General features: G+C 71.4%; 30 protein-coding genes. 17 read left to right on the top strand and 13 right to left on the bottom strand.

Annotated elements, in window-relative coordinates; genetic code table 11:
- Window position 1: 1 nt before the first annotated feature.
- The 3 genes from BMY97_RS00765 to pdhA are packed head-to-tail and all read right to left on the bottom strand — an operon-like array spanning window position 2 to window position 3371.
- Window positions 2-1243 (bottom strand): dihydrolipoamide acetyltransferase family protein, encoded by a 1242-nt coding sequence (locus BMY97_RS00765; protein WP_091610986.1) that lies wholly within the window; start codon window positions 1241-1243, stop codon window positions 2-4.
- Window positions 1243-2271 (bottom strand): alpha-ketoacid dehydrogenase subunit beta, encoded by a 1029-nt coding sequence (locus BMY97_RS00760; protein ID WP_245787073.1) that lies wholly within the window; start codon window positions 2269-2271, stop codon window positions 1243-1245. The genes BMY97_RS00765 and BMY97_RS00760 overlap by 1 nt, the downstream gene beginning before the upstream one ends.
- A complete protein-coding gene (gene pdhA / locus BMY97_RS00755; RefSeq protein WP_091610983.1) occupies window positions 2268-3371 on the bottom strand; it encodes a pyruvate dehydrogenase (acetyl-transferring) E1 component subunit alpha in 1104 nt (367 codons plus the stop codon). Before pdhA ends, BMY97_RS00760 begins: the two co-directional genes overlap by 4 nt.
- A 150-nt stretch (window positions 3372-3521) precedes the next feature.
- Here pdhA and BMY97_RS00750 point away from each other — a divergent pair, with 150 nt between their 5' ends.
- Window positions 3522-3974, top strand: a complete 453-nt coding sequence (locus BMY97_RS00750; protein WP_245787072.1) for an Lrp/AsnC family transcriptional regulator — start codon at window positions 3522-3524, stop codon at window positions 3972-3974.
- A 14-nt stretch (window positions 3975-3988) separates the two neighbouring features.
- On the opposite strand, the gene BMY97_RS46780 is transcribed toward BMY97_RS00750, so the two are convergent.
- Window positions 3989-4135: a hypothetical protein gene (locus BMY97_RS46780; protein WP_177231119.1), complete on the bottom strand. Its 147-nt coding sequence runs from the start codon at window positions 4133-4135 to the stop codon at window positions 3989-3991.
- Between the two features lie 30 nt (window positions 4136-4165).
- Between BMY97_RS46780 and BMY97_RS00745 the strand changes: the two genes are divergently transcribed.
- Window positions 4166-4585 carry a hypothetical protein gene (locus BMY97_RS00745; RefSeq protein ID WP_091610978.1) on the top strand — a complete coding sequence of 140 codons (420 nt, stop codon included), beginning with the start codon at window positions 4166-4168 and terminating at the stop codon, window positions 4583-4585.
- A gap of 251 nt (window positions 4586-4836) precedes the next feature.
- Here the strand turns inward: BMY97_RS00745 and BMY97_RS00740 are convergent, their stop codons facing one another.
- The 3 genes from BMY97_RS00740 to BMY97_RS00730 all read right to left on the bottom strand — a co-directional run bounded on the left by BMY97_RS00740 (window position 4837) and on the right by BMY97_RS00730 (window position 6718).
- The gene (locus BMY97_RS00740) at window positions 4837-5334 is read right to left on the bottom strand and encodes a GNAT family N-acetyltransferase (RefSeq protein WP_245787071.1); all 498 of its coding nucleotides are present in this window, start codon (window positions 5332-5334) and stop codon (window positions 4837-4839) included.
- Between the two features lie 71 nt (window positions 5335-5405).
- Entirely contained in the window at window positions 5406-6134 is a 729-nt protein-coding gene (locus BMY97_RS00735) for a VOC family protein (protein ID WP_091610975.1), read from the bottom strand.
- A gap of 59 nt (window positions 6135-6193) precedes the next feature.
- The gene (locus BMY97_RS00730) at window positions 6194-6718 is read right to left on the bottom strand and encodes a TetR/AcrR family transcriptional regulator (RefSeq protein WP_091610972.1); all 525 of its coding nucleotides are present in this window, start codon (window positions 6716-6718) and stop codon (window positions 6194-6196) included.
- Window positions 6719-6799: 81 nt separating this feature from the next.
- On the opposite strand from BMY97_RS00730, the gene BMY97_RS00725 reads away from it, so the two are divergent.
- From BMY97_RS00725 to BMY97_RS00715, 3 genes are all read left to right on the top strand, one after another.
- Window positions 6800-7711 (top strand): TIGR03564 family F420-dependent LLM class oxidoreductase, encoded by a 912-nt coding sequence (locus tag BMY97_RS00725; RefSeq protein ID WP_218156648.1) that lies wholly within the window; start codon window positions 6800-6802, stop codon window positions 7709-7711.
- A 114-nt stretch (window positions 7712-7825) separates the two neighbouring features.
- On the top strand, window positions 7826-8524 hold the full coding sequence (locus BMY97_RS00720; RefSeq protein WP_091610967.1) for a GNAT family N-acetyltransferase: 699 nt from the start codon (window positions 7826-7828) through the stop codon (window positions 8522-8524).
- Window positions 8525-8618: 94 nt separating this feature from the next.
- Window positions 8619-9080: a DUF2269 family protein gene (locus BMY97_RS00715; RefSeq protein ID WP_091610964.1), complete on the top strand. Its 462-nt coding sequence runs from the start codon at window positions 8619-8621 to the stop codon at window positions 9078-9080.
- On the opposite strand, the gene BMY97_RS00710 is transcribed toward BMY97_RS00715, so the two are convergent.
- Window positions 9049-9909 carry an alpha/beta hydrolase gene (locus tag BMY97_RS00710; protein WP_091610962.1) on the bottom strand — a complete coding sequence of 287 codons (861 nt, stop codon included), beginning with the start codon at window positions 9907-9909 and terminating at the stop codon, window positions 9049-9051. The genes BMY97_RS00715 and BMY97_RS00710 overlap by 32 nt on opposite strands.
- Before the next feature lie 163 nt (window positions 9910-10072).
- Here BMY97_RS00710 and BMY97_RS00705 point away from each other — a divergent pair, with 163 nt between their 5' ends.
- The 3 genes from BMY97_RS00705 to BMY97_RS00695 are packed head-to-tail and all read left to right on the top strand — an operon-like array spanning window position 10073 to window position 12598.
- On the top strand, window positions 10073-10852 hold the full coding sequence (locus tag BMY97_RS00705) for a thioesterase II family protein (protein WP_091610959.1): 780 nt from the start codon (window positions 10073-10075) through the stop codon (window positions 10850-10852).
- Window positions 10845-12419, top strand: coding sequence for an acyl-CoA carboxylase subunit beta (locus BMY97_RS00700; protein WP_091610957.1), 1575 nt, complete (start codon window positions 10845-10847; stop codon window positions 12417-12419). Before BMY97_RS00705 ends, BMY97_RS00700 begins: the two co-directional genes overlap by 8 nt.
- Entirely contained in the window at window positions 12419-12598 is a 180-nt protein-coding gene (locus BMY97_RS00695; protein WP_091610954.1) for an acyl-CoA carboxylase subunit epsilon, read from the top strand. The genes BMY97_RS00700 and BMY97_RS00695 overlap by 1 nt, the downstream gene beginning before the upstream one ends.
- A gap of 5 nt (window positions 12599-12603) precedes the next feature.
- Here the strand turns inward: BMY97_RS00695 and BMY97_RS00690 are convergent, their stop codons facing one another.
- The 4 genes from BMY97_RS00690 to BMY97_RS00675 all read right to left on the bottom strand — a co-directional run bounded on the left by BMY97_RS00690 (window position 12604) and on the right by BMY97_RS00675 (window position 16210).
- Window positions 12604-13059 carry a nitroreductase family deazaflavin-dependent oxidoreductase gene (locus BMY97_RS00690; RefSeq protein WP_091610952.1) on the bottom strand — a complete coding sequence of 152 codons (456 nt, stop codon included), beginning with the start codon at window positions 13057-13059 and terminating at the stop codon, window positions 12604-12606.
- Window positions 13060-13142: 83 nt separating this feature from the next.
- Window positions 13143-13796 (bottom strand): response regulator transcription factor, encoded by a 654-nt coding sequence (locus BMY97_RS00685; protein WP_177231118.1) that lies wholly within the window; start codon window positions 13794-13796, stop codon window positions 13143-13145.
- Between the two features lie 45 nt (window positions 13797-13841).
- The gene (locus tag BMY97_RS00680) at window positions 13842-14957 is read right to left on the bottom strand and encodes a sensor histidine kinase (protein ID WP_091610949.1); all 1116 of its coding nucleotides are present in this window, start codon (window positions 14955-14957) and stop codon (window positions 13842-13844) included.
- A complete protein-coding gene (locus tag BMY97_RS00675) occupies window positions 14948-16210 on the bottom strand; it encodes a nucleotide disphospho-sugar-binding domain-containing protein (RefSeq protein ID WP_091610946.1) in 1263 nt (420 codons plus the stop codon). Before BMY97_RS00675 ends, BMY97_RS00680 begins: the two co-directional genes overlap by 10 nt.
- A 298-nt stretch (window positions 16211-16508) precedes the next feature.
- On the opposite strand from BMY97_RS00675, the gene BMY97_RS00670 reads away from it, so the two are divergent.
- Window positions 16509-17459: a proline iminopeptidase-family hydrolase gene (locus tag BMY97_RS00670; RefSeq protein WP_091610943.1), complete on the top strand. Its 951-nt coding sequence runs from the start codon at window positions 16509-16511 to the stop codon at window positions 17457-17459.
- Window positions 17452-18411, top strand: a complete 960-nt coding sequence (locus BMY97_RS00665) for an ACP S-malonyltransferase (RefSeq protein WP_091610940.1) — start codon at window positions 17452-17454, stop codon at window positions 18409-18411. The genes BMY97_RS00670 and BMY97_RS00665 overlap by 8 nt, the downstream gene beginning before the upstream one ends.
- On the opposite strand, the gene BMY97_RS00660 is transcribed toward BMY97_RS00665, so the two are convergent.
- Entirely contained in the window at window positions 18404-18649 is a 246-nt protein-coding gene (locus tag BMY97_RS00660; protein ID WP_091610937.1) for a phosphopantetheine-binding protein, read from the bottom strand. The genes BMY97_RS00665 and BMY97_RS00660 overlap by 8 nt on opposite strands.
- 131 nt (window positions 18650-18780) lie before the next feature.
- Here BMY97_RS00660 and BMY97_RS00655 point away from each other — a divergent pair, with 131 nt between their 5' ends.
- From BMY97_RS00655 to BMY97_RS00625, 7 genes are all read left to right on the top strand, one after another.
- Window positions 18781-20304, top strand: coding sequence for an AMP-binding protein (locus BMY97_RS00655; protein ID WP_091610934.1), 1524 nt, complete (start codon window positions 18781-18783; stop codon window positions 20302-20304).
- A 123-nt stretch (window positions 20305-20427) separates the two neighbouring features.
- The gene (locus BMY97_RS00650) at window positions 20428-20799 is read left to right on the top strand and encodes a hypothetical protein (protein WP_091610932.1); all 372 of its coding nucleotides are present in this window, start codon (window positions 20428-20430) and stop codon (window positions 20797-20799) included.
- Between the two features lie 210 nt (window positions 20800-21009).
- Window positions 21010-22473: an AMP-binding protein gene (locus tag BMY97_RS00645; protein ID WP_245787070.1), complete on the top strand. Its 1464-nt coding sequence runs from the start codon at window positions 21010-21012 to the stop codon at window positions 22471-22473.
- Entirely contained in the window at window positions 22470-23684 is a 1215-nt protein-coding gene (locus BMY97_RS00640; RefSeq protein ID WP_091610927.1) for a type III PLP-dependent enzyme domain-containing protein, read from the top strand. The genes BMY97_RS00645 and BMY97_RS00640 overlap by 4 nt, the downstream gene beginning before the upstream one ends.
- A complete protein-coding gene (locus tag BMY97_RS00635) occupies window positions 23681-24178 on the top strand; it encodes a cobalamin B12-binding domain-containing protein (protein WP_091610925.1) in 498 nt (165 codons plus the stop codon). The genes BMY97_RS00640 and BMY97_RS00635 overlap by 4 nt, the downstream gene beginning before the upstream one ends.
- Before the next feature lie 72 nt (window positions 24179-24250).
- On the top strand, window positions 24251-25525 hold the full coding sequence (locus BMY97_RS00630; protein ID WP_091610922.1) for a methylaspartate mutase: 1275 nt from the start codon (window positions 24251-24253) through the stop codon (window positions 25523-25525).
- Complete coding sequence (locus BMY97_RS00625) at window positions 25522-26718, top strand: cytochrome P450 (RefSeq protein WP_091610919.1); 1197 nt, start codon at window positions 25522-25524, stop codon at window positions 26716-26718. Before BMY97_RS00630 ends, BMY97_RS00625 begins: the two co-directional genes overlap by 4 nt.
- Window positions 26719-26748 lie beyond the last annotated feature (30 nt).

Below are 26748 nucleotides of genomic sequence, written 5' to 3'. Positions count from 1 at the left end.
GCTAGACGTTCCGCAGCAGGCGCAGCGGCGATTCGACGCAGTCGGCGACGAAGCGCAGGAAGCCGCCCGCCGTGCCGCCGTCGCAGGCGCGGTGGTCGAAGGCCAGCGTCAGCTCCGTGATCTTGCGCGGCACCACCTGGCCCTCGACGATCCACGGCCGGTCGATGATCCGGCCGATGCCCAGGATCGCCACCTCGGGGTGGTTGATGATCGCGGCGGAACCGTCGACGCCGAAGACGCCGTAGTTGTTGATGGTGAAGCTGCCGCCGGTCAGCTCGGCCGGCGCCAGCTTGCCCGCCCGCGCGCGCTCGGTCCGCTCGGCCAGCGCCGCGGACAGCTCCTCGACGGTCAGCGCGTGCGCGTCCGGCACCACCGGCACGACCAGGCCGCGGTCGGTCTGCGCGGCGAAGCCCAGCTGGACCGCCGACGGGACCACGATCTCGTCACCCTCGATGCGCGAGTTCAGCTCCGGGAAACGGCGCAGGCCGGCCAGCGCGAAGCGGGACAGCAACGCCAGCAGGCTGACCTTCGGCGCCGAGGGGTCGGCGTTCAGGGCGGCGCGCAGTTCCAGCAACGGGGTCGCGTCCACGTCGACCCACACCGTCGCCTCGGGGATCTCGCGGCGTGAGCGGGTGAGCTTGTCGGCGACGGTCTTTCGGATGCCCCGCAACGGGATCCGGTATTCACCGGTGTCCGCGACGGCGACCGGCGCGGTGGCCGGGGCCGCGGCCGCCCGCTCGACGTCGGCCCGGCTGATCAGCCCGCCGGTGCCCGAGCCGGTCAGCGTGCGGATGTCCACACCGGACTCCTTCGCCAGCCGCCGCACGAGCGGGGAGACCACGCGGATCCGGTCCTGGGCGGACTTCGGCGCGGCGTGCACGGCGGGTCGGGCCGCGCCGCGCGGGCGCCGCATCCGCCGGGCCCGCGTGGTGCCGGTGCCGTAGCCGATCAGCACGTTTCCGCTGCCTTCCGACGGGGCCGGTGTCACCACTCCGGGCTCGACGAACGCGCCCTCTTCCACGGTGATCAGCGGAGTGCCGACGGCGAGCGTGTCACCCGCCGCGCCGTGCAGCGTCGCCACGCGCCCGGCGAACGGCACCGGGACCTCGACGCTGGCCTTGGCCGTCTCGACCTCCACCACCGTCTGATCCACGGTCACGGTGTCGCCCACTGCCACGTGCCACGCGACGATCTCGGCCTCGGTCAATCCCTCGCCGAGGTCCGGCAGCTTGAAGACGGCCATCACGCACCCCCCGCCGGGGCGCTGTCGTCCCACTGCAAGCGTTCGATCGCGTCCAGGATCCGGTCGACCCCCGGCAGGTGGTGCTGCTCCAGATTCGGTGCGGGATAAGGAATATCGAAGCCCGCGACGCGCAGCACCGGCGCCTCCAGATAGTGGAAGCAGGTCTCGGACAGCTGCGCGGCGACCTCCGCGCCGTAACCGCAGAACCGGCTCGCCTCATGCACCACGACGGCGCGGCCGGTGCGGCGCACGGACGCGGCGACGGTGTCGAGGTCGAACGGGGAGAGGCTGCGCAGGTCGATCACTTCGGCGCTGTAGCCCTCTTCTTGCGCGGCCGCGGCGGCTTCCAGCGTGGTGCCGAGCGCGCCGCCGTAAGAGATCAGCGTGAGGTCGGTGCCCGGCCGGCGCACTTCGGCGCGGTCCAGCGTCGAGCCGCGGTGGTCCAGCCGCGCGGTCTCCTTCTCCCAGTACCGGCGCTTCGGCTCCAGGAAGATCACCGGGTCCGGGCTGTCGATTGCCTGGCGCAGCAACGCATACGCGTCGCTGGGTGAGGAAGGCGTGACGACGCGCAGGCCGGCCGTGTGGGTGTAGTAGACCTCGGAGGAGTCGCAGTGGTGCTCGACGCCGCCGATGCCGCCGCCGTAGGGGATCCGGATCACGATGGGCAGCTCGACCCGGCCGTGCGTGCGGTTGCGCAGCTTCGCCAGGTGGCTGGTGATCTGCTCGAACGCGGGGTAGGCGAAGGCGTCGAACTGCATCTCCACGACCGGGCGCAGGCCGTTCATGGCCATGCCGATGGCCGTGCCGACGATGCCGGCCTCGGCCAGCGGCGTGTCGAACACGCGGGCCTCGCCGAAGCGGGCGGCGAGCCCGTCGGTGACGCGGAAGACGCCGCCGAGCGTGCCGACGTCCTCACCGAACACGAGCACTCGCTCGTCCTCGGTCAGCGCGTCGGCCAGCGCGCGGTTGAGCGCGCCCGCCATGGTCAAGGTGTCCGAAGCCGACGGTGCCTCGGCGAACGTGGTCATGCCTGGTCCCCGGTGGTGAGTTCGGCGGTCAGCTCGGCGGCCTGCTGCCGCAGGGCGGCGGTCGGCTCGGCGTAGACGTGGCGGAACAGCTCCGCCGGGTCGAGTTCGGTGTCGACGTTCATCCGCTCGCGCAGCGTGGCCGCCTCGGCCTCGGCGCGGGCGTCGATTTCCTGCTGACGCGCGTCGTCGAGCAGCCCGCGGTCGGTCAGGTACTGCTTCAGCCGGGCGATCGGGTCGCGGGCCAGCCACTGTTCGACCTCGGCGCGGTCGCGGTAGCGGGTGGCGTCGTCGGCGTTGGTGTGCGATTCCACGCGGTAGGTGACGGCTTCGATCAGCGTCGGGCCTTCGCCGGCGGCGGCGCGGGCGACGGCCTGCTCCACCACGGCGTGCACGGCGGCGGCGTCGTTCCCGTCCACCAGCACCGAGGGCATGCCGTAGCCGATTCCCTTGTGTGCCAACGAAGGCGCCGCGGTCTGCTTCGCGAGCGGGACGCTGATGGCGTACCCGTTGTTCTGCACCAGGAAGACCACCGGCGCCTGCCAGACGGCCGCGAAGTTGAGCGCCTCGTGGGTGTCGCCCTCGCTGGTCGCGCCGTCGCCGAGCAGGACGAGCGACACGGAGTCCTCGCCCTTGATCCGCGCGGCGTGCGCGAAACCGACGGCGTGCAGGGTGTTCGTGGCCAGCGGCGTGCACTGCGGTGCGACGTTGGCGCGGTACGGGTCGTAGCCGCAGTGCCAGTCGCCGCGCAGCAGCGTCAGCACCTCGACCGGGTCGACGCCGCGGGCGACCACGGCCATCGAGTCGCGATAGGTGGGAAAGAGCCAGTCCTGCGGGCGCAGCGCGAGGATCCCGCCGATCTCGGCGGCCTCCTGCCCGCGCGCCGACGGGTAGACGGCCAGCCGGCCCTGCTTCGTCAGCGCCGTGGCCTGCGTGTCGAAGCGGCGGCCCGCGACCATGCCGCGGTACAGCCGCAGCAGCACCTCACCGTCGGGCAGCTCCAGCGCGGGATCGGGCACTGGGCTGCCGTCGGCGGCGATGAGCGCGAGCGGCTCCGCGCTGGGCAGCAGGTGCGAGGCGGCGGCACGTTCCGTGGTGGTCACCGGCAGCTCCGATCCGACGATTCGACGTGAAGACGGTTAAGGCGAATCCTCGCTCTCGGGCGATCAGCTATCCAGAGATCACGATCAAGTGTGGAACAATGGCTCGTTGAGCTGGGATCTGCTGGATCTATGGTGTCGAGAGGGGTGCGGATGCCCGAGTCGGGTGGACGAATGGCGGCGGTGCTCGACGAAGTCGACCTGAAACTGATCGCCGAGCTGAAGGCCGACGGCCGGGCGTCGATGCGCGCGCTGGCCGAACGCGCGCACATCTCGCGCGCGGGCTGCTACACCCGGGTGGAGCGGCTGCACCGCGAAGGCGTGATCACCGGGTACGCGGCGGTCACCGACCCGCGCCGGATGGGGCAGGGCCTTTCGGCGTACGTCTACCTCAAGGTCACGCAGAACTCCTGGCGCACAGTGCGCACGGCGCTCAAGCAGATCTCCGAGATCGAGCACGGCGGCCTCGTCTCGGGTGACAACGACTTGATCCTGTTCGTCCGCACGCGCGACGCGGACAGCCTGCGCGACCTGGTCTTCGAACGGCTCCAGTCGATGCCGGACGTGCTCTCGACCCACACGGTCCTGGTGTTCGACGAGCTTTAGCAGACCGGGTGGCATCACCCCGCCGGGTGGGCCGGGAGGCCGCCGGGCCGGGCGCGGCTCGCGTGAACCGGCTCCGCGTTGAAGACTTCGACGTCGAACGCGTCGGCGTTGAGGAACGAACCCGTGATCGCCCAGTCGGGTTTGACCGCTTCGTGGTTCACTCGCCGCACTTTCGCGGAAGGGAGTGGATCATGCGGCCGAGCACGGCGACCGGGCCGCTGCGGCACTGGGCGCCCGAGGTCGGGGACGCCGAGGTGGCCTTCGCGTGCGCGCCACTGCCCGGCGCTCCCGCCGACGCGCTGCCCCGCGTGTGGCCGGGCCGCGGCCTCGGCCTGCCCGAGACCGACGTGCCCGGGCTCGTCACCGCCCTCGGCGCCGTGATGGCGACGCCGCAGTTCTGGCGCGCCCGCCGCTCCGGCGCGGGCCGCGGCAGCGAGCAGATCTGGTCCATGCCCCACACCGACCCCTCCGACGGCTTCCTCTACGTCGCCGGCCCCTGCGGCCGCTGGAACAACACCGCGGGCTACCGCCCGGTCCACACCTTCGCCATCCCCCTCGGCGACGTGGGCGGCCTGCGCAGCCGGCTGGCCGCCCACTTGCACACTGGCTGAGTCGCCGGCAGTGCTTCACCGGGTACGCGGCGCGGGGTCGGGCGCGTTGCTTCGCCGGAAACACCGCGCGTCTGGCGGCTTTGCCTGGCTCGCCGGCGTTGCTTCTCCGGGTGCGCGGCGCGTGTGGGCGGCCCTGGCCGAGCCTAGGCGCGCTGGTTCGCCGGAAACACCGCGCGTGCTGGCGGCATTGCCGGGCTCGGGTCCGCTGTTTCACCAGGAACACCCCGCGTTCGGGCGGCACCGGCGCGGGGTCAGGCGCGTTGCTTGACCAGGAACACCGCGTGCGCGATATGCCCCGCCACCGGCCCGGGCTGGTCGACGAGGCGGTAGCCCGCCCGCTCGTACATCGAGATGTTGCGGGTGCTCTTGGCGCCGGTGAACAGGGTGAACCGGCGTAGCTCGGCGGGGGCCTGGTGCTCCACGTGGGCGAGCAGGAACCGGCCCAGGCCGCGGCCCGCGAGGTCCGGTGCGACCATCAGACGGCCGACTTCCCAGTCTTCGCCGTCGGGCTTGCCGCGGACCGCGCCCACCAGGCGGGGACCCTGGCGCACGGTCCAGACGCGCCACGTGCTCGTCCAGGCACGCACGTCTTCGAGGCTTTCGTGCAGCGCGGGGATCTCCAGGGTGTCGTTCAGCAGTGCTTCTTGCAGCCAGCAGCAGCGTTGCAGCACCAGCAGCTCCGGCGCGTCCGCCTCGGTCGCGGCCTGCAGGCGGGTGTCCGGGAGGCCGGTCAGCTCATCGAGTTCCACTGCACCTGTCTAGTCACCTTCTTCGCGGGCCGCAATGAGGTGGACCAGGGCGTGCACTGTGGACGGTCGGCTCAGCTGCGGGCGATCGCGGTGAACTCGGTGCCGAACGGGTCGGTGATCGCCGCCATGCGGCCGTACGGCGTGGGCTCGGCGGGCTGGGCCGTGCCACCCGCCGCGGTGGCTTTCGCGACTGTCGCGTCGGCGTCGGCTACCTCGAAGGTGGTGGCCCAGGCCGAAACCTCGGCGCCCGGGGCGGCGAAGATGCCGCCGACCTCGTGGCCGTCCGGGCGGCGCAGGAACGTGAAGTCGGCGCCGGGCAGGTCGTTGTTGCCGTCGAGGGTGAAGCCGAAGACCGCGCAGTAGAAGTCGCGGGCCTTTGCCGCCGCGGGGGTCAGCAAATCGTTGCGCACCAAGGTGTCCGGCTCGTTCACCAGCCTGGCCCCCGGGAACCCCCGGCCCAGCCACAGCCCGAACCGCGCCCCGGTGGGGTCGAGCGCGAACGCGGCCCGCCCCCGTCCCGCGACCTCGTGCGGCTCGGCCAGCAGCACCCCACCGGCGGCGGTGACGGCCGCGGCACTCGCGTCGACGTCCTCCGTGGCGAGGTGGACGTCCCAGCCGTGGCCGCTCTGGTCGGCCTGCCGCAGCCCGGCGACGGGGAGGCCGCGCAGCAGGCAGTCACCGCCGTCGAACTCCCAGCCGAACACGCGGCAGTAGAACTCCCGCGCGCGCTCCAGGTCGGGCACGGCCAGGTCGATCCAGGTGGGGGTGCCGAGCGGCTGGTTGCGGTCGACGCGGCTCATCGGGATTCCTTTCGACGGTGTGCTCGCAAGCTAATCCGCCATCAGGACAGCCGTGGTCCTCAATCCGCGCGGAGCCCGTCGAGCATCACGACGGTCAGGTAGTCGTCGGCGCGCGCGCCCGGACGGCAGACCACCACGCTCACCAGCCGCACCACCTCGCGCGGCGGGACGTCCTTCCGCAGCGTGCCCTCTTTCTGGGCCCGCTCGACGAGGTCGGCCAGGAGGTCGTCGACGGAGCGTTCCAGCTCGGCCAGCCCAGCCTCCTCCGGTACCAGTTCCGACAGCGACTTCGCCAGCGCGAGCGGCAAAGTCGCGCAGTGCCGCACGATCGCGTGCAGTTCGCCCCACGCCGAGTCCTCGCGTTCACGGGCGGCGCCGGCGAACTCCGTCATCGCGCGCAGCGCGCTCACGCCGATCTCCAGCGCGAGCGCCTGACGGTCGGGGAAGTGCCGGTAAAGCGTGCCGACGCCGAGGCCCGCGGCCGCCGCGATCTCGCACATCTGCACGTCGGGCCCGCGCTCGGCGAACAGCCGCACGGCGTTCGTGACGATCCGTTCGCGGTTGCGCACCGCGTCCGCCCGCATGACCAGCCCCTTCCCAGAAAGCGGAATCTCTGCTTCAGCTTAGGGTAGGGTCGGCGACACAAGGTGAATTCAGGATTCCGTTTGGGGGCAGTCGTGAAGATCGGGCTCTACTCCGCTCGTCCGCAGGGGCTCGAGGCCGTGGTCGAGGAGGCTGCGGTGGCCGAGCGTTCGGGGCTGGACAGTGTGTTCCTGCCGCAGCTGACTTCGTGGGACGCGCTCACGGTCGCGGGGCTGATCGGGCAGCGCGTGCCGCGGATCGGCCTCGGGACGGCGGTGGTGCGCACCTTCGCGAGCCATCCGCTCGCGCTGGCCGGCCAGGCGCTGACCGTGCAGGCGGCCGTCGGCGGGCGGCTGACGCTGGGGATCGGGCCGAGCCACCGGGAGATCATCGAAGGCCAGTACGGCCTGTCCTACGACCGCCCGGCGCGGCACGTCCGCGAGTACCTGCAGGTGCTGCAACCGTTGCTGCGGGGCGAAACCGTCGACTTCCGCGGGGAGACGCTGGCCGCCACCGGGACGGTCGACGTGCCGGGGGCCGAGGCGCCGTCGGTGCTGGTGTCCGCGCTCGGGCCGGTGATGCTGCGCCTGGCCGGCGAGCTGGCGGACGGCACGGTGACCGTGTGGACCGGCGCCGATCTGCTGGGCGACGACATCGTGCCGAAGGTGACCGAGGCCGCGCGCCGGGCGGGACGGCCCTCGCCTCGCGTGGTGGCGACGGTGATGGCCGGCGTGACCGCCGATCCCGGCCGCGTCCGCGAGGACATCGCGGCGCGGTTCAGCGGGGCCGGCGCGTTCGCCAGCTATCGGCGAGTGCTTGCGGCACAAGGGAAGTCCGGCCTGGAGGACACGGTGGTGGCCGGGTCCGAAGAGGAGGTGGCCGCCGAGCTGCGGCGGTTCGGCGACGCCGGCGTCACCGAGCTGGTGATCAGCCCGGTCGGTGACGAGGCGGAGCGGGCCCGGACCGTAAAGCTCGTGAGTGTTCACGACGCTTAGAACCGTCCTGAACACTCACGAGCGGTGGGGCCCACCAGGTGGGATCCGGTGGCGGCGGGCCCCGCGCCGAACGCATCCTGGATCGGGATCCCCGAGCACGGAATGGCAGGCAGGATGAGTTCGTCGCCGCTGGACAACCCGGTGTGGGCGGCCCTCACGGGGCCACACGCGGACTTCGCCGAGCAGAAGGGCCAGGTGCTGCGGTATCCCGTGGACGTCAGCCCGTTCCTCGCCGTCCCCGACGCCCCGGACGAGCACCTCTGGCAGGACATCGCCGATCTGGCCGGGCCCGGCGCGACGGTGGTGACCGTCGGGGGGCCGGCGGCGCCGCCGGAAGGGTGGACCCGGCTGCAGGACATACCGGGCGTCCAGATGGACGGCTCCGGCCTGGTGACCGAGGCGTTGACCGCCGGGGAGTTCACCGTCGCGCGGCTGGGCGAGGCCGACGTGCCGGAGATGCTCGAACTCGTCGCCAAGACCCAGCCCGGGCCGTTCCTGGCGCGGACGGTCCTGCTGGGCGCCTACCTGGGCCTCCGGTATGAGGGCGCGCTCGTCGCCATGGCCGGGGAACGGCTGCATCCGCCCGGATGGACCGAAATCAGTGCCGTGTGCACCGATCCGGCCTTCCGCGGGCGCGGGCTGGCCGCCCGGCTCGTGCGCGCGGTCGGCGCCGGGATCCGGGACCGGGGCGAGACGCCGTTCCTGCATGCGGCGGCGTCCAACGTCCATGCCATCCGCCTGTACGAGACGCTCGGGTTCCGGCTCCGCCGGGAGCTGGTCTTCTCCGCCGTCCGAGTACCCGGCGAGTCCTGATCGGACGTTTTCCGGGCTGGTGGCGAGAATCCGGCGGAACGAGGCGGACGAGCCGGTTCCGGGCGGGCCGGCGGCGGGGCTAGCGTGCTCGTTCGTGAGCAAAGTCTTCCTGTCGATCCACGTGCTGGCGGCGATTCTCGCCGTCGGGCCCGTGGCCGTGGCCGCCAGCATGTTCCCCGCCGCCCTCAAGCGCGGCGACACCGGCACGCTGCGGCTGCTTTACCGCATCTGCCGGGTGTACGCGTGGGTGGGCATCGCGGTGCCGCTGTTCGGGTTCGCCGTCGCGGGCACCATGCACGTCACCGGTGACACCTGGGTGCTGGTGTCCATCGGGCTGACGGCCGTCGCGGCGGCCGTGCTGGCGCTGCTGGTCCTGCCCGGGCAGCGCGCGGCGCTCGCCGAGCCCGAAGCCGAGCCTGGTGGCGGCGTCGCGACCGCTGTCGACACCCGCCGTCTCGCGGCCCGGCTGGGCATGGTCACCGGGGTGTTCAACCTGCTGTGGGCCGTGGTGACCGTGCTGATGATCATCCGGCCGGGCTCGTCGACCGGGGTGTGAGGCGCCCGGCCAGGATCCCCGCCAGCTCCGACGGCCGCACCAGTGCGCGCAGGTGGCTGCTGTCCAGGGAAAACACGTCGAACGGGCGGCCGGGGGTGAGCGCGTCGGCCTCCTTGATGAACCGGTCCTGCAGGGCGAGCGGGACGCTCAGGTCGCCGGTCAGCCGCACGTAGCTGTGCGGCACGCGGCCCCAGGTGTCCGCCTCGGCGCGGTCAGTGCCCGCGTCGAGGTTCTCGTCCGGTTCGAGGGTGGCGAGGAAGGCGTAGAACTCGTTGTCCGTGCCGTCGGCGAGCAGCGCGCGCTTCAGCGTGGCCAGCAGCGCCGGGTCGGTGGTCCGCCAGTTCATCCGCAACGCGCCGAGCTTCGCCGGGTCCCCGACCACCAGGCCCTCGACGTCCATCAGCGCGCTCGACGCGTACTCGGGACCGCTCGCGTACCCACCTGATGTGCTGGCCACGCAGCACCAAGCCGACACGTACACGACCCGTTCCAGCAGCTCCGGCACCGCGTTCGCGACACTCGTCAGCACGAGCCCGCCGCGGCTGTGGCCGACCAGCACCACCGGCCCGTGCTCGTGGGCCCGCCGGACGACGTCGATCACGTGCGCGACCCCGTCGGCGTGCGTGACGCCGGCGAGCGGCGACGGCTCCTCGGCGAAGGCCGCCAGGTCCTGTGTCTGGTACGCCGCCGAGAACCCGCCGCCGTTCCCGTGCCCGGGCAGGTCGACGGCCAGCGAACGGTGGCCGAGCAGCGCCAGCTCACGCTGCAGCGGGGCGTAGTACTGGCCGTTGCCGTAGGAGCCGTGGACGAGCACGAAGGTCGGGGTCATGCGGTCACCCTAGATCACCGGCTGGACAGTCCACAATGGAGTGTGTTGGCTAGGGGGCAGTTAGGGGTCGTTCCGCGGTGTCGCGCCGGGCTAGCGTGGCTTGTCGGGAAGGCGCCGGGGCGGGCTGTCCCTGGTCCGTGAGACGAACAGGCGGTGGGACAACATGGCCGGAAGTTCCGAGGACGCCGAGGAGAACTGGTTCCGCCGGTTCCACCCCTCGCCCGAAGCGAAGGCCAGGCTGGTGTGCCTGCCGCACGCCGGTGGCTCGGCCACGTTCTACTTCCCCCTCTCACGGTCGCTCGCGCCGGGCGTCGAGGTGCTCGCCGTGCAGTACCCGGGGCGGCAGGACCGGCGGCACGAGCCGTTCCTGACCAGCATCGGCGCGATCGCCGACCGGGTCGCCGAGCTGCTGCGCGACAAGGACGACCGGCCGCTGGCGTTGTTCGGCCACAGCATGGGCGCGATGGTCGCCTACGAGGTGGCGCGCCGGCTCGAACAAGCAGGCACCCCCGCGGAGGCGCTGTTCGTCTCCGGGCGGCGCGCGCCCTCCCGGCAGCGCGACGAAAGCGTGCACACCCGGACCGACGACGGCGTCATCACCGAACTGCGCCGCCTGAGCGGCACCGAGATGGACCTGCTGGGCGACGAGGACGTGGTCCGCATGATCCTGCCGGTGGTGCGCAACGACTATCGCGCGGTCGAGACCTACCGCGACACCGCGGGCAGCCCCCTGTCGACGCCGGTGGTGGCGTTCACCGGGACCGAGGACCCGGTGGCGTCCGTGGACGAGGTCGCCTCCTGGGCCGGCCACACCACCGCGGAGTTCGAGCTGGTGCCGCTGTCCGGCGGGCACTTCTTCCTGACCCGGCACCAGGACGTGATCCTGCGGCGCCTGGCGGATCGGCTGGCCAGTGCCTCAGACCAGGGGCGGGCCCATGTCTGAGGCACTGGCCGTCGAAGGCGCTTTCGGCAACCGGCTCGGGGAACTTCGCGAGATCAAGGAAGAGGCGCGGCGCGGGCCCGACGACGTCGCGACGCTCCGGCAGCACGAACGCGGCAAGCTGACCGCGCACGAGCGCATCGAGCTGCTGCTCGACCCCGGCACGTTCACCGAGCTCGAGTCCCTGCGCCGCCACCGCGCCACCGGGTTCGGGCTGGAGCACCGCCGCCCGTACTCCGACGGCGTCGTCTGCGGCTGGGGGACCGTGCACGGCCGCACCGTGTTCGTCTACGCCCACGACTTCCGTATCTTCGGCGGCGCGCTGGGCGAGGCGCACGCGCAGAAGATCCACAAGGTGATGGACCTGGCCGAGGCCGCGGGCGCCCCGCTGGTCTCCCTCAACGACGGCGCCGGCGCCCGGATCCAGGAGGGCGTGACCGCGCTCGCCGGCTACGGCGGCATCTTCCGGCGCAACACCCGGTGCTCCGGCGTGATCCCCCAGATCTCCGTGATGCTCGGCCCGTGCGCGGGCGGCGCGGCGTATTCGCCGGCGTTGACGGACTTCGTGTTCATGGTCCGCGAAACCTCGCAGATGTTCATCACCGGCCCGGACGTGGTGCAGGCGGTGACCGGCGAGGAGATCACGCAGAACGGCCTGGGCGGCGCCGACGTGCACGCCGCGACCTCCGGCGTGGCCGCGTTCGTCTACGACGACGAGCCGAGCTGCCTCGAAGACGTGCGGTACCTGCTTTCCCTGTTGCCGTCCAACAACAACGAGGCCCCGCCGCACGAGCCGGCCGGCGATCCGGCCGACCGCCGCACCGACCGCCTGCTCGACCTGGTGCCCACCGATTCGAGCCGCGCGTACGACATGTGCAGCGTGCTCGAAGAGATCGTCGACGACGGCGAGTTCCTCCAGGTGCACGCGGGCTGGGCGAAGAACGTGGTGTGCGCGCTGGCCCGGCTGGACGGCCACGTGGTCGGCATCGTCGCGAACCAGCCGGCCATGCTGGCCGGGGTGCTCGACATCGAGGCCAGTGAGAAGGCCGCGCGGTTCGTGCAGACCTGCGACGCGTTCAACATCCCGCTCGTGACGCTCGTGGACGTGCCCGGCTTCCTGCCCGGCGTCGACCAGGAGCACGGCGGCATCATCCGCCACGGCGCGAAACTGCTGTACGCCTACTGCAACGCCACGGTGCCGCGGGTCCAGCTGATCCTGCGCAAGGCCTACGGCGGCGCGTACATCGTGATGGACTCGCGCTCGATCGGCACGGACGTCTCCCTGGCCTGGCCGACGAACGAGATCGCGGTGATGGGCGCGGAGGGCGCGGCGAACGTGATCTTCCGCCGCGAGATCAAGGCCGCCGACGATCCGGAAGCCATGCGGCGCCTCAAGATCAAGGAGTACCGGACCGAGCTGATGCACCCGTACTACGCGGCCGAACGCGGTCTCGTGGACGACGTGATCGAGCCGGCCGAGACGCGGTCGCTGCTGATCCGCGCGCTCGCCATGCTGCGTACCAAGCACGCCGACATCCCGGCGCGCAAGCACGGGAACCCGCCCGTCTGATGGGCGCGCCCGAGGTGCGCATCGTGCGCGGTTCGCCGGACGACGCCGAGCTGGCGGCGCTGGTCGCGGTCCTGTCCGCGGTGGGCGCCGCCGCGGACAAGACCGTGGTTCTCCCCGCGCGGCTGGTCCCGCGCCCGCGCCGGTTCCAGGTGGCGACGAGCTGGCGTGCGGCGCGCTGAGCCGGTCAGGCCTGCGGAGTGAGCAGGACGATCGGGATCACCCGGTCGGTCTTCTGCGCGTACTCCTCGTACAGCGGGAAGATCCGCGTCATCAGCGTCCACAGGGGACCGCGCTCGTCCGGGGAGGCGACGCGGGCGCGCGCGGTGAACCGGCGGGTGCCGGCCTGCACCCCGACGCTGGGCTCGGCCTGGAGGTTCTTGAACCACTGCGGGTCCTCGTCGGCGCCGCCCTTGGAGGCGACCACCACGAAGTCTTCGCCGGAGGTGCCGTAGATCAGGCAGGTGCGACGCGGCTCGCCGCTCCGGCGGCCGGTGGTGGCGAGCACGAGCGAGTACACGCCGTCGGACTCGTGGCCCTCGGTGCCGCCGGAGTTCAGATACGTGCGGGTCTGCTCGGCGACCCAGCCCCAGTCCGGGTCGGCCGAGTCGGTCGCGCGGTCGAGGTCTTCGGCGACGGCCATGGCGGGCGGTCCTTCCTGTCGTACGGCCCTGGTGGCCGCGGCTGTCACGGGGACGGAGCCGGCCGGCCGTTCTCGACAGTCAATCACGCCCGCACGGCGGTGCTGTCCAAATAGGTGAGCACCGCGCGGATCCGGCGGTTCTCGTCGCGGCTGGCTTCCAGGCCGAGTTTGGCGAAGATGTTGCTGATGTGGTTCTCCACGGCGCCCTGGGTCACCACCAGCGACTTGGCGATCGCGGCGTTGGACAGGCCCTGGGCCATCAGGCCGAGGACCTCGGTCTCACGGGCGGTGAGCGCGTCGAGCGGGTCCTTGCTGCGGGAGAGCATCTGGGCGACCACGTCCGGGTCGATGGCGGAGCCGCCGCCGGCCACGCGGCGGACGGACTCCAGGAAGTCGGCCACGTCGGCGACGCGTTCTTTCAGCAGGTAGCCGACGCCGGAGGTGCCCTCGGCGATGAGGTCGACCGCGTAGCTGCCCTCGACGTACTGCGAGACCACCAGCACCGGCAGGCCCGGGATCTCCTTACGGGCGGCCAAAGCCGCGCGCAGGCCTTCGTCGGTGAAGGTCGGGGGCATGCGGACGTCGGCGATCACCAGGTCGGGATGGTGCTCGCGGATGGCGACCAGCAGGTCGTCGCCGTTGTCGACGGCGGCGGCGGTCTCGATGCCGACGTCGGCGAGCAGGCTCTGCACACCCGCGCGCAGCAGCACGGAGTCTTCGGCGATCACGACGCGCATGGGGTGCTCCTCGGGAGGTTCGGTGCTGAGCGGATGGCGGAGGGGTCACCAGCGGACCGGCAGGTCGGCGCGCACCACGGTCGGCCCGCCCACGGGGCTGACCACGGTGAGCACCCCGTCGATGGTGGCGGCCCGGTCGGCCAGCCCGGCCAGCCCGCCGCCGGGGCGCACCGAGGCGCCGCCGTGGCCGTTGTCGATGATCTCGACGACCACGGTGGCGGCGTCGCGGGTGACCCGGACCGAGGCGCGGTCGGCGCCGGAGTGCTTGGCGATGTTGGTGAGCGTCTCGCTGACGATGAAGTACGTCGTGGTCTCGACCGGCGCGGGCGGCCGCGGTTCCACCGTCACCTCGACGTCCACGTGGAGCGGCATGCGCGCGGTCAGCGAGGACAGCGCCGCGTCGAGGCCGCGGTCCTGCAGCACCGGCGGGTAGATCCCGCGCGCGAGGTCGCGCAGCTCGGAGACGGCGAGCTTGGCGTCGCTGTGCGCGGCGCCGATGAGTTCGCGCACGTCCGCCTGGTTGTCGGTGTCGAGCTTCAGCTGCGCGCGGCCGAGGCTCATCGCGACGGCCACCAGCCGCTGCTGCGCGCCGTCGTGCAGATCGCGTTCGATCCGCCGGCGCTCGGCCTCCACGGCGTCGACACCGCGGGCGCGCGAGTCCTTGAGCTGGCGCGTGCGCGCCTCCAGCTGCGCGGTCCGGTCCGGGCCGAGCATCGACAGCGAGAGCGCGCCGTGCATCGCCCCGATCCGCGGCGCGACGAAGATGCCGAACGGCGGCACCACCACCGAGACGATCCCGGCCACGAACTCGAAGATGCCCAAGGGCAGCGCCAGCAGCACGAACCCCAGCTCACGCCAGGTGACGGGGTCGATGAACCGGGTCTGCCACGTCTGCAGCAGCCCGTTCCCGTGCGGGCGCCGGATCGGGTCGGCGATCTCGATGCCGAGCATCGTGCGCACCCAGCGGCGTTCGAGGTCGGCGAAGCCGCGGGCGATGGACGTGGCGGCGATGAGGATCGGGATGCCGGCCCACAGCATGGTGGTCGCGACGCCGAGCACTATCGACACCAGCGTCAGGATGAACGCCGGCAGCCGCAGCGGGAAGCTCGCGATCAGGAACCCGATGGTCCGGATCGCGTGCGGCCGCTGCTTCACCGGCATCGCGCGATCCGTTCGAACTCCGGCACCAGCTCGTCCAGCGTCGGCGTGGCCAGCATCTCGTCGCGCACCTCGAGCGCGCTCTCGCGGAAGCCCGGCTCTTCCAGCAGCCGCTGGATCCCTTCGCGCACGGAGCCGGGCGTGACGTCCTCCAGGTCCACCAGCAACCCGTTGCCGCGCTTGACCTGCGCGACCGCCGAGACGCGCTCGCTCCAGGTGGTGCCGGGGATGACGAGCTGCGGAACGCCGTTGACCACGGCGTTGCCGATCGTCGCGCCGCCGCCCTGGTGCACGATCGCCGAGCAGCTCGCGAGCAGCTCGTTCATCGGCACGAAGTCGACGGCGCGGACGTTGTCCGGGACCTTGGGCACGGTGGCCAGCTGCGCGGCGTTGAGGGTCGCGATCACCTCGACGTCGAGGTCCGCGAGGCCGTCGAGCAGGTCGGCCACCGACGTCTCCTCGACGCCGAGCACCTGCCGGTTCGAGATGCCCAGCGTCAGCATCACGCGCGGCCGCCGCGGCCGCTCCAGCACCCATCTCGGGATCGCCATCGGCTTGTTGTGCGCTACGAAACGGGCCGGCACGTAGTCCACGTCGACGCCTTCGTAACGCAGGTAGGACGGGTGGCAGTCGATGGTCTTGACGCCGTAGCGCAGCGTTTCCCCGTAGTCCGCGCCGAACCGCCCGACGGCCGCGGACATCCACTCCACGAACGGGTCCGGCGCCGTGTCCTCCGTGCGGTGCGCGCGCAGGTCGCGGTACTGCGCGCCGATGCGCGCGGTCTGGTCCGCGGCGTACATCATCCGCAGGTGCGGCACACCGATGGCCTGCGCGACGATCGGCGCGGCGTAGATCATCGGGTCCCAGACGACGAGGTCCGGCTGCCACTGCCGGGCGAACCGGACCAGCTCGTCGAGCAGCGGCTCGGGGGTGGTCCAGCGGAAGACCTCGACCCAGTGCTCGTAGACGTTGCGCACGTACTCCTCGGTGTACCGCTCGGGCCGGCTCTCGGAGATGCGGAAGCCGCCCTGCATCGCGTTGTCGCCGTCGACCTGCAGCCGCCGGTGCCGGGCGATGTCCAGCTCGCCGCCGAACCACATCGCGTCGAGGCCGGTTTCGGCGAACGACTCCACCTCACGCGGATTGCGCTGCCCGGCGAAGCGGACCTCGTGCCCGGCCGCGGCCAGCGCCCAGCCGACCGGCGCCATGCTGTAGACGTGCGTCCTCGTGGGGAAGACCATCAACAGGACGCGCATGGCCGCACTCTCCGATTTCGCGGGTGGGAAACGCTGCTGGTACGGGGAAAACGGTAGTCCCGCCGGCCCGCCCGGCCGACCCTGGAAGCAGTGGCTAGGGGTGGCGCACCCCTGTTCGGGCGCCGGGGCCTTCCGCGGGGATCCGTTGAGCGGTAAGGAAGTGGTCGGGCTTAGCTGCGCTTTAGACGCCCCTTAGGGGCTGGTCGCGACGCGGGCGCGGCGGATAGACATGAAGGTGGATCCGGCCGCGAAGGCTTCGAAGCAACGCCGGACGAGGGAGACAAAAGAGGTGATGAGCATGGCCGTGGCACCCACCGCGAAGGGCTGGGTTCCTTTCGGCGAGTACCGCACGTGGTACCGGGTCACCGGCGACGTCGGCGGCGAGCTGCCTGCCGTGGTCGTGGTGCACGGCGGGCCCGGGAGCACTCACGACTACCTGCGCAATCTCGGTGAGCTGGCCGCGCACGGGTGGCCGGTGGTCCACTACGACCAGCTGGGCAGCGGCGGTTCGACGCACCTGCCGGAGCGGGGCGCGGACTTCTGGACCCCGGAGCTGTTCGCCGACGAGCTGGACAACCTGCTGCACCGGCTGGGCATCGAGGACAATTACGTCCTGTATGGGCAGTCGTGGGGCGGCTTGGTCGTCGCGCGGCACGCCGCGCAGCGCCCGGACGGCTTGCGTGGGCTGGTGATCGCGAACTCGCCGGCTTCGTACCCGTTGTGGCGCCAGGAGATGGACGTGCTCCGCGCGCGGCTCCCGTCCGATGTCGACGCCCGGCTGCGGGCGCACGAGGCCGCCGGAACCACCACCACGCAGGAGTACTTCGACCTGATGCGGGTGTTCTACGACCGCCACGTCTGCCGGACGCTGCCGTGGCCGAGTGACTACCTCGCCTCGTTCATGGAGATGGCGGAGGACAACACCGTCTACGCCACGATGAACGGGCCGAGCGAGTTCACCGTCTCGGGCACGCTGAAGGACTACTCCGTGATCGAGTACCTCGACGACATCGAGGCACCCACCCTGCTCATTTCCGGCCGGCACGACGAGGCCACCCCGGTGACCGTCCAGCCGTACTTCGACCGGATCCACGACGTGCGCTGGGAGATTTTCGAGCACTCCAGCCACGTCCCGCACCTCGAGGAACCCGAGCGGTTCCGGGAAGTCCTGCTGGGCTTCCTGCAGCACGTCCACCCCCGCGAGCCCGTGCGCCGGGCCGCCGAGAGAGAGGTCGCCAGTCATGGATGAGGCCAACCGGGCCGGATCGGCGGTCGTGTTCCCCGGGATGAGCCCGTGCCGGTTCGCCGACTTCGGCAAGTTCCTGCTGATCAACCCGTTCGCCCGCCGGCTGATCGGGGAGGCGAACGACCGGCTGGGCTACCCGCTGGTCGACCGTTTCCGCGAGGCCGACGGCGACTACTCCGAGTACGCCCAGGTCGGGTTCATGCTGACCTGTCTTGCGCTCGCCGAATGGGCCGAGCAGGAGTACGAGCTGAGCCCCGACTACTGCACCGGCCCGAGCTTCGGCGAGAAGCCGGCCAGTGTGTACGCCGGCTCGCTGACCTTCCCCGACGCCGTGTGGATGACCGCGGAGCTCGCCCGCTGCCTCAACGAGTTCTTCGCCACCGAGTACACCGACGTGGTCACGCACTCGTTCGTCCGCACCCCGGAGGAGAAGCTCAACGAAGCCCTCGCCGAGCTGACCGGCCGCGGCGAGTGGTCCGACATCTCGTGTTACATCGACCACGACTTCTACATGGTCTCGCTGCGCGAGCGGAACCTCGACTGGCTGAAGCAGGCGATCCGGAGCATGGGCGGGCTGTCGCTGTACACGATGCGGCCACCGCTGCACTCCGGCGCGTTCGGGGCGTTGCGGCGCAAGGCGGAGGACGAAGTCCTTGGCGGCCTCGACTTCCACGACCCGCTGCTGCCCATCGTCGCCGACCAGGACGGCTCGATCCTGCGCTCCGGCGAGCAGGTGCGCACGATGCTGCTGGACAGCATCGTCAAACCGCTGCGCTGGCCGCATGTCGTGTCCTCCTTGGAGCAGCTCGGCGTTCGGAAGCTCTGGGTGGCGGGGCCGGACACGCTGTTCGGCCGGGTCCGCGCCACCACGAGCCGGTTCGAGGTGGTCACCGTGAACCCGCGGATGGCCCTTCAGCCACGGCGCCGGGGCGCGGGTCCGTCCCGCGTCAGCTAGCCGGCTGGAGCTCGGACAGGGTCGCCCACAGGCGGCCGGGGTTCTCGAACGTTTCCAGGTTCAGGGCGTCGTCTTCGAAGCGCACGTTGTAGTTCTGCTCCAGCAAGGCGAGCAGCTCGACGGTCGCGAGCGAGTCGAGCCCGTACTCCCGCAGCGGGGTTTCGGCGGTCAGCGCCTCCTCGGCGGGCAGGAACGGAAGGAACGTGCGAAGGGTCTCGTCGAAAGTGCTGTCCCACATGGCTGCTCCGGATCGACTAGGTTCGGATCTCCCAGGCATGAAACCGACCGCCCGGTTCGGTTTTGGACTCTACCTCGCGTCGCCGTCCCGGATCGACGCGTTGGCACCCCTATTACTGGCGGAGGACCACGATGGACACGAGCTTCACCGGCGGACTGCACTCGCGGTTCCTGCGCGGCCTCGAACGATCGGACGGCGGCGTGGCCGTCCACGTGGGTGAGCAGGCCATCACCTACGACCGGCTGCACGAGCTGGCGCTGCTGTGGGGCGGTGCGCTGGCCGAGGCCGGCGCCCGCACCGTAGGGGTGCTGGCGGGCAAGGGAGTCACCGCCTATGCCGGGATCCTGGCCGGGCTGTACGCCGGCGCGACGGTGGTCCCGCTGCGCCCGGACTTCCCGGCCGCCCGCACCGCGCAGATGATCGAGGCGGCCGGGGTGGACGCGGTGGTCGCGGACGCGCGCGGCCTCACCCTGGTGCCTCCGTCGGTCACCGTGCTGGCGCCCGAGTGCGGCGACCAGCCTTCGGTACTGCGCCCGCGCGAGGCTCAGGCGTTGACGACGCCTCGGCCGGTGCGTCCGGAGGACACCGCGTACGTGCTGTTCACCTCCGGCTCCACCGGGCGCCCCAAGGGGGTCCGGATCGGCCACGCCGCCACCGAGCACTACTTCGGCCTGCTCGACGAGCGGTACGACTTCACCCCGGAAGACGTGTTCTCGCAGACCTTCGACCTGAACTTCGACTGCGCGATGTTCGACCTGTTCTGCGCGTGGGGAGCGGGGGCGCCCGCGGTGGTGCTGCCCGGTACGGCGTACCGGAACCTGCCGGCGTTCGCGGCCGAGCGCGGGCTGACGGTGTGGTTCTCCACGCCGAGCGCGATCGACCTGGTCCGCCGCACCGGCGGGCTCACCCCGGGCGCGCTGCCGGGGTTGCGGTGGAGCTTCTTCGCGGGCGAGGCGCTGACCGTGCGGGACACGGCGGACTGGCGGATCGCGGCGCCGAACGCGATCGCGGAAAACCTGTACGGCCCCACCGAGCTGACCATCACCGTCGCCGGTTACCGGTGGGACGACGAGGTGACGCCGCGGGTCGCGGTCAACGGCGTGGTCCCGATCGGGGAAGTCCACGCGGGCCACGACTACCTGCTGCTGGGCCCGGGGGATGTCGAGGAACCGGAGGAAGGCGAGCTAGCCATCGCAGGCCCGCAGCTGACGCCGGGTTACCTCGACCCGGCCGACGAACGCGGCCGCTTCCTCGACCGCGACGGCCGCCGTTTCTACCGCACCGGCGACCGCGTCCGCCGTCTCGGGGGCGACGACCTGGCCTACCTCGGCCGGCTCGACTCGCAGGTGCAGGTGCTCGGCTGGCGCATCGAGCTGACGGAGGTGGAGCACGCGTTGCGCGACTGCGGCGTGCTGGATGCGGTGGCCCTCGGCGTCGCGGGCGACGCGGGTACGGAGCTGTTCGTCTTCTACACCGGCGGGGAACGGCCGGTCATCGAGCTGGTCCGCGCGCTGCGCCAGGTGCTGCCGGAGGGGGTGATCCCGCGGCACTACCGCCATGTCGACGAGTTCCCGCTGAACACCAACCGCAAGATCGACCGCAAGGCGCTGGCGGGGGTGGCGGCCGAGCTGCTCAGCCCGGTGCCGGTCGGGTGAGGCCGGTGCTTCTGCCTGGCCGGCGGGTTGGTTAGAACCTCTCACTTTGCCTATTGCCTCCTATGACGAAGTGTTATAGCTTCTAACTAACGCAAGAAGCACTGGCCACCTGAGGAGAAGACGATGACCACCACCGCTCCGCACCGCGACCGTACGAACGCCGCCGTCCGCCGCACCTCGCTGACCGTGCTGATCGCGGCCTGGCTGGTCCCCGTCTTCGTGCTCGGCCAGTTCGCCTTCCTGGCGGGCCTCCCGATCGCCGTGGTGGTGATCGGGACCCTGCGAGACACCCGCCTGCGCGCGCTGGGTTGGTGGACCGGCGCGCTCACCGCGGCTTACGCCGTGCCGATGGCGGTCTGGCTGATCGGGCCGAGCACCGCGCCGAGCCTGTCGAAGTTCCTGAGCCCGGTCGCGACCGGAGCCGTTGTCGCGGTTGGTGTCGCCGTCGCTGTGGCACACCACATCGGCCGCCGTCGCTCGGGCGTGCGCGGCTAGTCTCAAGCGGATCTGAAAAGGCCTGCTCTGCCTGGGTTTCCGGGCGGGGCAGGCCTTTTCGCGTGCCGTCCCGGGAAGCCGCTTAGGGGCCGTTAGGGGTGTGACCGCGCGAGGCGTCGCGGCTAGTTTTCTGCCACGTCGGGGGAGGGGATTCCGCGCCGGCACGCAGTCATTCGGGGCAGTCCCGTCGAGTACATGGGAGTGGCAGTCGTGAACGATTCTCCTGGCGGTTCGCTGGTGTTTTCGCCGCTGGACGAGGCCGTGGCCGACGCGGCGGGGGCCACGGCGGTGCGCGACCGCGAAGGCGGGTGGACCTACACGGAGGTCGCGGAGTGGAGCCGGGCGGTGGAGGCCGTGCTCGCCCGTCGCGGGGTGGGGCACGGGGACCGCGTGGTCGTGCAGCTGCCGACCAACCGCGAGCTGGTCGCGCTGTTCTACGGGACCACCCGGCGCGGCGCGGTGTTCGTGCCGATCAACCCGGCGATGAAGAAGTTCCACTTCGACTCCGTGGTGGCCAACGCCGAGCCGCGGCTGGTGCTCACGCCCGCCGAGTTCGGTCCACTGTGGAACGAGGTCGACGCGGCGTTCCGCGCCGGCGAGCGGGCCGAGCCGACCGAGGTGGCGCCCGACGACGTCGCCGTGCTCATCTACACCTCCGGCAGCACCGCCGCGCCCAAGGGCGTGATCGGCCCGCACCGCCAGGTCACCTTCGCCGCCCGCGCGATCCAGGCCGTGCTCGGCTACCGCGCCGACGACGTGGTGTTCTGCCGGTTCCCGATGTCCTGGGACTACGGCCTCTACAAGGTCCTGCTGGCCACCCTCGGCCGCAGCGAGATCGTGCTCGCCGACGCGGAATCCGACCTGCGGCTGCTGCAGCGGATGCGCGAGGTCGGCGCCACGGTGGTCCCCATCGTCCCGTCGCTCGCCACGATGATCGCCACGCTGGCCGAGCGCGAGACGGCCACCGCGCCCGTGCGCCTGTTCACCAACACGGGCGCCGCGCTGCCCGACGCGACCATCACCAAGCTGCGCAACGCCTTCCCGGGCGCCCGCGTGGTCCGCCAGTTCGGCCAGACCGAGTGCAAGCGGATCACCATCATGCCGCCCGAAGAGGACACCGAGCGGCCAGGCGCGTCCGGGCTGCCGCTGCCCGGCACGTCCGTGCACATCCTCGCGGCCGACGGCACCGAGCTGCCGGCCGGCGACATCGGCGAGATCGTCGCCGCCGGCCCGCACGTGATGCCCGGCTACTGGCGCGCGCCGGAGCTGACGGCCAGCGCGTTCCGCCCCGACGAGGCCACCGGCGGGCTCCGCCTGCACACCGGCGACTACGGCCGCCTGGACGCCGACGGCTACCTCTACTTCGAGGGCCGCCGCGACGACATGTTCAAGCGCAAGGGCATCCGGATGTCCACTTTGGAGATCGAGGCCGCGGCGATGGACATCCCCGGGGTGCGCGCGGCCGGCGCGATCCCGCCGAGCGAGACACGGGACCTGGCCATCTGCGTGGAGAGCGACCTCCCGCCGACCACGGTCCTGCGGGAGCTGGCCCAGCGGCTGGAACCGCAGAAGGTCCCTTCGCTCTGCCACGTCGTCGACGAGTTCCCGCTCACGGCGCACGGCAAGAACGCGACCAAAGAACTCGCCCTGCTGGTGGAAGGTGCCCAGGCATGAGCCAATACCCCGAGCTGGCCGCGAAGTTCGGCACGCCCGCGTATGTCTACGACCTCGACGTGGTCGCCGAGTCCCGCGACCAGTTGTTCGGCCTGCTGCCCGAGGGCTTCCAGCTGTACTACGCGCTGAAGGCCAACCCGCACCCGGAGATCGCGCGGGAACTGCGTTCCGGCGGCTGCCGCGCGGAGATCAGCTCCACCGGCGAGCTGGCGAACGCCCTGGCCGCCGGCTTCGAACCGGGGGAGATCCTTTACACCGGGCCCGGCAAGACGAACGGCGAGCTGGAGCACGCGATCGCCACTGGCGTCCGGACGTTCTCCGTCGAGTCGCTTTCGGACCTGCAGCACGTCGGCGCCGCGGCGGAAAAGCACGGCGTGACGGTCTCCTGCCTGCTGCGCGTCAACACCACGCAGGGCAGCGCGTCCAGTGGCATCCGGATGATGGGCCGTCCCTCGCAGTTCGGCATCGACGCCGAGACGCTGCCCTCGCTCATGCCCGCGCTGAAGGCGGTGCCCGGCACCCGTGTCGTCGGCGCGCACTTCTTCACCATGAGCAACGCGCAGGACGAGGACAGCCTGCTCAGCGAGTACGAGTTCGTGTTGCAGTCGGCCGCGCAGCTGCGCCGGGAAGTCGGGCTGCCGCTGGAGTTCCTGGACATCGGCGGCGGCTTCTCTTCGCCGTACGCCGTGCCGGGCCCGCGCACCGACTACCCGAAGCTGCGCGCCGGGCTGGAGGTGCTGCTCGACCTGTACCTGCCCGAGTGGCGTGACGGCGGCATCGAGCTGGCCTGCGAGTCCGGCCGTTACCTGTCCGGCTCCAGCGGCTCGCTGCTGGCCGGCGTGGTGAACGTGAAGGAGAGCCGCGGTCAGCGGTTCGTCATCCTGGACGCCGGGATCAACGCGCTCGGCGGCCTGTCCGGCATCGGCCGGCTGCTGCCCGCCGCGGTCGGCGTCGAGGGCGAGGAATTCCAGGTCGGCAGCCTCGTCGGTCCACTGTGTACTCCCGGGGATTCGCTGGCGAAGGCGGCCAAGCTGCCCGAACTGTCGGTCGGCGATGTCGTGACGGTGCCGAACGTCGGCGCGTACGGCGTCACCGCCAGCCTGATCAGCTTCCTCGGCCGCCCGGCCCCGACGGAGGTCGTGGTGCGCGGCGCGGACGTCGTCTCGGTGTCGCGTTTGGACTATCAGCGGGCCTACGAGGTTTCCCCATGAGCGAGGAAATGCGCGCTTACGGCGGAAGTGTCGCGGCCGTGCCGGACCGGCACACAGTGATCGTCAGCAGCATGGCTTCGGATTCGCACACCTGGAACCTGGTGTACCTGGAGCTGCTGGTCGGCGAGCTGGGCTTCGACGTGGTGAACCTCGGCGCCTGCGTGCCCGACGAGCTGCTGGAGTCGGAGTGCCTGAGCCGCCGGCCCGCGATGCTCGTACTCAGCAGCGTCAACGGCCACGGCTACCAGGACGGTCTGCGGGTGGTCCAGCGCCTGCGGGCGTTCGAGGAGCTGCGGGCGCTGCCCGTGGTGATCGGCGGCAAGCTCGGCGTCGGCGGCCCGCTGACCGAGGAGGAGACCGGGCAACTGCTGCTGGCCGGGTTCGACGCGGTGTTCGACGACCATCAGGGCGCGGCTTCGTTCCGCCGGTTCGCCGCGGCGTTGCCGGGGGCTGGGGCTCAGCTGCCGGTGCGGGCGGAGGGGCCGGCAGTATGAGCACCGCCGACGTGCTTTTTCCCGCGGAGGCGGCATGAGCACCGCCGACGCAATTTTTCCCGCGGAGGCGGCATGAGCTTCGAAGAGTTCGTCGCGAGCCGGCACGCGGCCGGCGAACTCGTGGTGCAGCCGCGGCTGGGCTTCGCCGACCCTGCGGTGATGCGGGCCGGGCTGGCCGCGACGAAGGCGGCGGATGCCGTGAGCGTCGGCACCGTCACGCTCGACAGCTACACCCGTGTCTGCGACACCGATTCCGTGGCGCACGCGCTGCGCAACGGGATCGCGCTGAACGGCTACCCGATCGTCAACCATCCCGCCGAGGTCACGCGGGCCATGCTCGACGGCATCGAGGGCCCGGACTTCCCGGTGCAGGTGCGACACGGTTCGGCGCGGCCCGCGGACATCTTCCGCGCGATGATCAAGGCCGGCCTGCACGCCACCGAAGGCGGCCCTGTCTCCTACTGCCTGCCCTACAGCCGCACGCCGCTCGACGAGGCCGTGCGCAACTGGTCGCATTGCTGTGACCTGTTGATGGACGCCGAACACCCGGCCGGGCGCCCGCACCTGGAGACGTTCGGCGGCTGCATGATGGGCCAGCTGTGCCCGCCCAGCGAGCTGATCGCGCTGAGCGTCCTGGAGGCATTGTTCTTCTACCGCAAGGGATTGCGCAGCATTTCGGTGAGCTACGCGCAGCAGACCGACCTGACGCAGGACCAGGAGGCCGTCTCCGCGCTGCGCCGGCTGTGCGCCGAGCTCCTGCCGGGGGCGACCTGGCACGTGGTCATCTACGCGTACATGGGCCTGTTCCCCCGCACCCCGGACGGCGCGCGCGGCCTGCTCGCGAAGGCAGCCGAACTGGCGATGACCACGGGCTCGGAACGGCTGATCGTGAAGACGGTCGCGGAGGCGCACCGCATCCCGACCGTCGCGGAGAACGTCTCGGCGCTGGAGCACGCGACCGCGACCGCGCGCTCGGTCACCGGAAAGGCCACAGTAGACAGTGACAATCAGGTCTACCGCGAGGCGTACGCACTCGTCGACGCCGTGCTGAACAGTCACGCCGACCTCGGCCGCGCGATCGTGGTCGCGTTCAAGCGCGGCCTGCTCGACGTCCCGTTCTGCCTGCACCCGGACAACGCCGGGCAGGCCCGCAGCTACCTCGACAGCCACGGCCGGCTCGGATGGTCCGACCTCGGCTCGCTCCCGCTCAGGCACGTCGTGGAGCGCCGGAGCCCCGGGAAGATCACCTCGTCGACGTTGATGTCGGCGCTTTCGCATGTCCAGAACACCTACGACGCCCAGTTCCTGGAGCAGCCCATGACCGCGATTGGAGGGGATTCGCGATGAGCACCCGACGGACCGTCCGCGCCTATCCGTTCGACATGCACGAGATCTCCGTTTCCGAGCAGTACCACGTCCTGCAGCGCGAAGAGCCGCTGAGCCGGGTGCAGATGCCGTTCGGCGAGGCCGCCTGGCTGGCCACGCGGTACGCCGACGTCAAGCTGGTGACCACCGACTCGCGGTTCAGCCGCGAGCTGGCGCAGGGCCTCGACCAGCCGCGGATGCGCCGCCAGCAGATGGGTGACGGCATCATGGGCATGGACCCGCCGGACCACTCGCGGCTGCGCCGGCTGGTGGGCAAGGCGTTCACCGCGCGCCGGCTGGAGCAGATGCGGGAGGGCGTGCGCGAGCTGGTCAACCGGCTGCTGGACGAGATGACGGCCGAAGGCGACTCGGCCGACCTGGTCGAGCAGCTGGCGCGGCCGCTGCCGGTCACGGTGATCTGCGACCTGCTCGGGGTGCCGCAGGAGGACCACAAGATCTTCAGCGAGTGGACGCAGGCGCTGGTCAGCGACGCCACGGCGAAGGGCGACGTGCTCGACGTCTACGGAGACCAGCTCGACGCGTACGTCGCCGGCCTGGTGGCCCAGCGCCGTGAGGAGCCGACCGACGACCTGCTCGGCGCGCTCGTCTACGCGCGTGACGCGGGGGACAAGCTCACCGAGAACGAGCTGATCTCGATCGCCGGCGCCGGCCTGCTGACCGGTGGTGTGGAGACGGTTTCCACGGCCCTGCCCAGTTTCATCTTCACGTTGCTGACGAATCCGGACGAGCTGGCTCTGCTGCGCGCCGACCCGGACCTCATGCCGACCGCCGTCGAAGAGCTGCTGCGGTACGTGCCGATCAACACCGCGGCGATGTTCGCCCGGTACGCCACCGAGGACATCCGCTTCGGCGACGTCGTGGTGCGCGCGGGCGACCCGGTGCTGCCGGCGCTGCACGCGGCCAACCGCGACCCGGAGGTGTTCGCGAACCCGGACACCATCGACCTGACGCGCAGCCCCAACCCGCACGTCGCGTTCGGGCACGGCCCGCACCACTGCATCGGCGCGCAGCTGGCCCGGCTGGAGCTGCAGGAGGCACTCAAGGCGATCCTCGCCCGATTCCCGGAAATGCGCCTGGCGGACGGCCGCGAAGGCGTGAAATGGGAATACGGCGTGATCGTCCGCGGGCCTTCCGAGCTGCGCATCGCCTGGTGATTTCCCGCCCCTAATCGGTTTCTCTGGGGA

The organism is Amycolatopsis saalfeldensis (assembly GCF_900110575.1).
In the GTDB taxonomy this organism is placed as follows: domain Bacteria; phylum Actinomycetota; class Actinomycetes; order Mycobacteriales; family Pseudonocardiaceae; genus Amycolatopsis; species Amycolatopsis saalfeldensis.
Note: the sequence above shows the minus strand (reverse complement) of the source record. Positions and strands in the feature narration are given on the sequence as shown.